This window comes from Nocardioides salsibiostraticola (assembly GCF_054783655.1).
In genome coordinates this window covers 725,756-731,823 of sequence record NZ_BAAGQD010000026.1, presented here as the reverse complement: position 1 = coordinate 731,823, position 6,068 = coordinate 725,756, and the positions used below count along the sequence as shown (strand labels likewise).

Genomic DNA, 6,068 nt, shown 5'->3' with positions numbered 1-6,068 from the left:
CTCGGTTTCTGGTCCTTCGACAGTTCAGAAACCTAGACAGAGAGCGGCGTGCGCCTCGTTAGACGCGCTTACCGCACCCACACATGCATCAGAAGAGCCCGACTGGGCGGGAAATCAGCGTCAAGTAGCGCCGAGTCGTGGTCAGACGGGGACCTTCGCCGGGTCTGCCTGGGTACGCCGCGAGCGCCACAGTCCGATCAGCGTGAGCAGCACCAGACCGGCGATGGACAACAGGAACGCCGGGGAGCTCGGGTCGGCGCCGAAGGCACCAACCGAGACGTAGATCGCGGTGCCGGGGATGATCCCCAGGGCGGTGGCCAGGACGTAGGACCACAGGCTGACCGAGGTCACCCCGAACGCGTAGTTCGCCGTGGTGTAGGGGATCACCGGGACCAGCCGGGCCAGCAGGACGGTGGCGAAACCGTGGGCACCGACCTTCTCGTCCAGGGCACGGATCCGCTCACTGCTGAGCCCCTGGACCGCCTCCCGACCCAGAGAACGACCGATCAGGAACGACAGCGAACTCGCGATCACGGCCGCCAGCAGCACCGCGGCCAGAGCCACCGCGAAGCCGAGTAGCGCTCCCCCGACGATGGTGAGCAGACCACTGGGCCCGACCGGGAGAAGCGAGACCCCGATGTAGAGCACGATGAACGCGGGGATCGCGACCGCTCCGAGTCCGTCGAGGCTGGAGCGCAGTTCTTCCTGACTGGGCAGGCCCACGACCAGTTGGAGCACCACGGCCCCGACGAGGAACGTGACGAAGGCCGCCAACTTGATCCAGGTACTGCGTGACATCAACACTCCATCTCGACGAATCGGACCGTTGTGGTCCTGTTTGTGTGGCATGTCGGAAACGCGCCCACCCCCGCTTCGACTTCCCCTTCGGGCGAGACCGGTAACACGGCGTGACCACCCGAAAAGGGATGCCCTCCCGTAAGGTCGGTGACTACATCCACCACGGAAAGGTCCTTGTGGAAGCGCTCACGGGCTGGTTCGACTACGTCACCAACAACTTCGATCGCATACTGGAAGCGACCCTGGCACACGCCAGGATCGTTCTCATCGTTCTAGCACTGGCCACCATTTTCGCCGTTCTGCTCGGCATCATCGTCCAGCGCAACGCGGTGGCTCGCACCCTTGCCCTCTCGATCGCCGGCATCTCGCTGACGATCCCGTCGCTGGCCTTCTTCGCGGTGTTGATCCCCTTCGTCGGGACCGGCAACACCCCGGCGATGATTGCTTTGTTCTTCTACGCCCAACTGCCGATTCTCCGCAACACCGTGACCGGTCTGGACGCAGTGAGTCCGGCGGTCGTGGAGTCGGCCAGGGGCATGGGGATGAACACCCTCCAGCAGTTGTATCGGGTCCGACTTCCGCTGGCCTGGCCAGTCATCCTGGCCGGGGTCCGGGTGGCCAGCCTGCTGACCGTCAGCATCGCCTCGATCGCGGTGCTGGTCGGCGGCGACGGGTTGGGTGCGTACATCCAGGACGGCATCAACCGGGACGGTTTCCCGAACGCGTCGAACCAGATCTACGTCGGCGTCATCTTCAGCGTGCTGCTCGGGCTCATCCTCGACAGCGTGTTGGCCCTTTTCCAGCGGCTCACCACGGCCCGCGGACTTCGTATCTGATGCGCGGCTGGAATCGCCGCCACCACTTCTGCACCGTTACGAGAGGAACACTATGAACTCCGAGGCGAAGATCCACCTGGACAAGGTGGGCAAGACCTACCCGGGAAGCAAGATCCCAGCAGTCGAGGACCTCACCCTTGACATCCACGAAGGCGAGATCCTGGTGCTCGTCGGCCCCTCGGGCTGCGGGAAGAGCACCACGCTGCGGCTGATCAACCGGATGATCGAACCCAGCAACGGTCGGATCCTCCTCGACGGCGAGGACGTCACCAAAGTCAATCCCGACAAACTGCGTCGCCGGATCGGCTATGTCATCCAGCAGATCGGTCTCTTCCCGCACCAGACCATCGCCCAGAACATCGGCACGGTTCCGAAGATGCTGGGGTGGGACAAGGAGAAGATCAAGCAGCGCAGCGACGAACTGCTCACCACGATGGGTCTCGACCCCGAGCAGTACCGCGACCGCTACCCCAAGGAACTCTCCGGCGGTCAGGCCCAGCGGGTCGGCGTGGCCCGAGCCTTGGGCGCCGACCCCGACATCATGTTGATGGATGAACCCTTCGGCGCCATCGACCCGATCGCCCGCGACCGTCTGCAGAACGAGTTCCTGCGCGTTCAGGAGACGCTGCGCAAAACGATCGTCTTCGTCACCCACGACATCGACGAGGCCATCAAGATGGGCGATCGGATCGCCATCCTCGGGGAGCGCAGCACCATCCGTCAGATCGACACCCCCGAGCGGATCCTGGCGCGGCCCATCGATGACTTCGTCAACGACTTCATCGGCACCGGGTCGACGATCAAGGGGCTCAACTTCCTCAAGGTCGACTCGGTGACGTTCACCGGCTACCCCTATATCTCCAGCGAGGACTCGCCCGAGACGGGGCGCTCGAAGCTCGCGGAGTCGGGCTACGAATGGTTGATCTACGTCGACGAGAACCAGACCCCCACCCGCTGGCTCAAGGCCGAGCATCTCGAGGGCGGTCCTTCCACCTACGCCACCGCCGGCGAAGAGGTCGGCGAGGAGTTCCTCCGCAGTGAGAACACCCTGTTCCAAGCCCTCGAGCTGATGGTGCAGAGCGCCGCGGGGCTCACCGTGGTGGTCAACGCCGAAGGCCACTTCCAGGGCGTGGTGTCCATCAGGGACCTCAACAAGGCCATCCGGCGCGCCCAGCGCGAAGCTCAGTTGCATTATGAGGAAATGGAGGCTCTCGGATGAGCGCCATCGCACCTCCAGCGGAGCCCGCCACCCGTCCGGACGAGGACCCCGAACTGACCAAACCGTCGGCGTCCGCGAAGCCGCGACGCTCCGCGGCGGAGCTGATCGATGCCCTCGGGGTCATCATCGCCCCGGTGATCATCGCGGGCCTGGCGGGACTGCTCTACCTCTACTACCTGAACCTCGATATCGACAACCAACGCACGCAGGTGCGTTCGGCGCTGGGGTTCTCCGACAAGTTGATCCCGCAGACCCAGCGGCACCTGGAACTCGCCTTCCTCTCCACGGCGCTGGTCCTCGTGATCGCTATTCCGCTGGGGATCGCACTGACCCGTCCGGCCTTCCGCCGGGTGGCCCCGGTGATCATCGCGGTAGCCAACTCGGGTCAGGCGCTGCCGGCGTACGGTCTGCTGGCCATCTTCCTCACCTTCTTCGGGCTCGGTAAGTTGAGCGTGGTGTACGCCCTCGCGCTGTACGCACTGCTTCCGGTGCTCCGTAACACGATGGTTGGCTTGGCCGGGGTGGACAAAAGCGTCATCGAGGCCGGCAGAGGCATGGGGATGACCCGTCTGGGCGTGCTGGCTCGCATCGAGTTGCCCTTGTCGGTGCCGATCATCATGGCTGGCGTGCGGACTGCGGTCATCTTGAACATCGGTATGGCCACCCTGGCTTTCACCATCGGGGGTGGCGGTCTGGGAATCACCATCAGTTCGGGGCTGAAGAACAGCGCCGAGCCCGTGCTGATCATCGGTTCCTCGGTGGTCATCCTGATCGCGTTGTCGTTCGACTGGCTGGGAGCCGTGGCCGAGCGGATTCTGCGGCCGAGCGGGTTGTAGTTCGCTTCCTCTCAACGTGAGAAACGCCGCCGGATCCAAGAGGATCCGGCGGCGTTCTTCGTTCAGTGCTGGTGTTGCCTCACGAGAATGTCAGAGGATTCCGACTTCTTCGAGGTAGCCCTGAGCCACGTCGGCGTCGCTGACGCCGTTGATGTCGCGGTCCTCGTTGAGGGCGGCCATCTTGTCGTTGTCGAGGTCGTCGAGGATCGTCGCGGCGAGCTCGTCGTAGACCTCGGAGTTGGCCTCGTAGACGTCGTTCTGCATCGTGAACGACACGTTGTAGAGGATGAAGACGCCCGGGTCCTCGACCAGGGACAGACCCAAGCCGGTGATCCGACCGTCGGTGGTGAAGACCTCGCCGAAGTCGCAAGCGCCCTCGCCGGTCTGGGTGTAGATCAGGCCCGTCTCGAGGATCTGCTGCTGGCTCTGCGGGATGACGTACCCGGTGGCCTTCTCGAACAGCGTGAGACCGTCGGGGCGGTCAGGGAACTCGGTCTCCATGCAGACCTTGGCGTCCGGGTTGGCCTTGAGGTAGTCGGCCATGCCCTGCAGGTCGAAGCCCCCTTCGGACTCGCCCAGGTCAGGACTTGCAGCGAACCCGTAGGTGTCGTTGAACTCCGAGCGACCGATCCACTTGATGCTGTTGTCCGCGAGGTCCTTCTCCGCGGTGACGGTGGTCAACTCTTCGGGATCCTGCGAGGGCTCCTCCTGCTTGAGGTGGACCACCCAGCCGGTGCCGTTGTACTCGGGGTAGGTGTTGATGTCGCCGCTCAGCAGCGCATCGCGGTTGACCTCGGTGCCGCCGAGGTTGATCTTGTTGTCCACGTCGGCGCCCTTGGACTCCAACGCCTGTGCCCACATCTCGCCAAGAATCTTGTTCTCCGTGAAGTCCTTCGAGCCGACAGCGATCGAGACACCGTCGAGGGCGTCGGTCGATCCGCCGACGTCACCACCGCTTCCGCCGTCGCTTCCACAGGCGGTCAGGGACAGAGTGAGGACCGCGGCCGAGGCCAAGGCGGTCAGCTTCATGCTTTTGCGCATCGATAGTTTCCTTCGGTTGCGTGAAAGGTCCGCCCGCAAGGTTTGTCTGCCAAATCAGCCGAGATGCGCTCCACGGTGGATCTGCGGAGGCCCAGACGAAACCCAGGGGCCATTTCGACCATAACAAGAATTTTGGGTTAGACCGCCTGAGGTCTCGTATTAGCGGTAACGCTTGGGTACCATCTGCCAATCTTCACGTCCCCTTCACGAGAGACGTCCCGTACTGGAGGAATCTGGCCTGGTTGTCTGACAACTCAGGTCAGAAAAACTCGGACCAGATCAGCACTCAGCCCGAGATTCACCGCGGAACCGGCCGTCCAGGCGGTGCCGACCGGCACCTGCACCCGCAGTTGGGTGTTGGTGGAGGTGTCCCCCAGGGCGACCTCGGCCATCACATGCGTCCCGGCGAACCGAGTGCTCAGCACCCGAGCCACCACGGGACCAGTCAGGTCGATGGCCTCGGGTCGTACGACGAGCACGCCCGCCCCGTCGGGTGTGTCCGTAGCGACCTCGAACGTCTGGTCGGCCGAGCGGAAGACGCCAGCCTCCACCACACCTGCGACCTCGTTGTGGACTCCGAAGAAGCGCGCGGCGGCCAACGATGGTGGGTCGAGGTAGAAGGATTCGGGCTTGGCGACCCCGGCCAGTTCCCCGTCCAGCATCAACGCGATGGAATCGGCCAACTCAACGGCTTCCTCTTGGTCGTGGGTGACGAACAGGGTGGTCAGGTCCGACTCGTCGTGCAGGTCCCGCACCAGGGCCCGCATCTCGCGACGCAGGCCGGCGTCGAGTTGCGAGAAGGGCTCATCGAGCAGCAACAGCCTCGGCTTGAGCACCAGGGCGCGGGCCAGGGACACGCGTTGCTCCTGGCCTCCGGACAGCTCCCCCACCCCGCGGGGTCCCAGCCCGTCGAGGCGGACCCGCTCGAGCATCTCCCCCACCTGACGGCGTACCTCCCGCTTGGGGGTCCCGGCCATCCGGAGCCCGAAGCCCACGTTCTGCTCCACACTCAGATGGGGGAAGAGCAGGGGCTTCTGGAAGACCAGGGACACCGGTCGGTCCTCGGAACGCGTGCCCAACAGCGACCGACCGTCGAGCAGTACGTCGCCCGCGCTGGCCCCGATCAGACCGGCCACGATCGACAGGGTCGTGCTCTTGCCGCAGCCCGAGGGACCCAACAGTGCCGTGAAGGAGCCGGCGGCCACGTCCAGGTCGATCCCCCGCACCGCCTCGGTAGCGCCGAAGCGTTTGCGCAGGCCACGGATCGACAGACCCCCGGTGGACAGACCCCCGGTCGACGGCCCCCCGGTGGACGGGGCCCCCATGGACCGACTCGAC

6 protein-coding genes are annotated in these 6,068 nt (G+C 64.7%); 3 read left to right on the top strand and 3 right to left on the bottom strand.

Annotated elements, in window-relative coordinates; genetic code table 11:
- Positions 1-141: 141 nt before the first annotated feature.
- Positions 142-798, bottom strand: a complete 657-nt coding sequence (locus ACYVLV_RS17830) for a TVP38/TMEM64 family protein (RefSeq protein WP_460812203.1) — start codon at positions 796-798, stop codon at positions 142-144.
- Positions 799-926: 128 nt separating this feature from the next.
- Here ACYVLV_RS17830 and ACYVLV_RS17825 point away from each other — a divergent pair, with 128 nt between their 5' ends.
- From ACYVLV_RS17825 to ACYVLV_RS17815, 3 genes are read left to right on the top strand one after another with little or no spacing between them, the layout of a single operon-like run.
- On the top strand, positions 927-1,634 hold the full coding sequence (locus ACYVLV_RS17825; RefSeq protein ID WP_460812198.1) for an ABC transporter permease: 708 nt from the start codon (positions 927-929) through the stop codon (positions 1,632-1,634).
- 52 nt (positions 1,635-1,686) lie between these two features.
- Positions 1,687-2,853, top strand: a complete 1,167-nt coding sequence (locus ACYVLV_RS17820; protein WP_460812196.1) for a betaine/proline/choline family ABC transporter ATP-binding protein — start codon at positions 1,687-1,689, stop codon at positions 2,851-2,853.
- Positions 2,850-3,689 carry an ABC transporter permease gene (locus ACYVLV_RS17815; protein ID WP_460812194.1) on the top strand — a complete coding sequence of 280 codons (840 nt, stop codon included), beginning with the start codon at positions 2,850-2,852 and terminating at the stop codon, positions 3,687-3,689. The genes ACYVLV_RS17820 and ACYVLV_RS17815 overlap by 4 nt, the downstream gene beginning before the upstream one ends.
- 90 nt (positions 3,690-3,779) lie before the next feature.
- Here ACYVLV_RS17815 and ACYVLV_RS17810 read toward each other — a convergent pair whose 3' ends face one another.
- Both ACYVLV_RS17810 and ACYVLV_RS17805 read right to left on the bottom strand, forming a co-directional pair.
- On the bottom strand, positions 3,780-4,730 hold the full coding sequence (locus ACYVLV_RS17810; protein ID WP_460812192.1) for a glycine betaine ABC transporter substrate-binding protein: 951 nt from the start codon (positions 4,728-4,730) through the stop codon (positions 3,780-3,782).
- A 254-nt stretch (positions 4,731-4,984) separates the two neighbouring features.
- The gene (locus ACYVLV_RS17805; RefSeq protein WP_460812190.1) at positions 4,985-6,055 is read right to left on the bottom strand and encodes an ABC transporter ATP-binding protein; all 1,071 of its coding nucleotides are present in this window, start codon (positions 6,053-6,055) and stop codon (positions 4,985-4,987) included.
- Between the last annotated feature and the right edge of the window lie 13 nt (positions 6,056-6,068).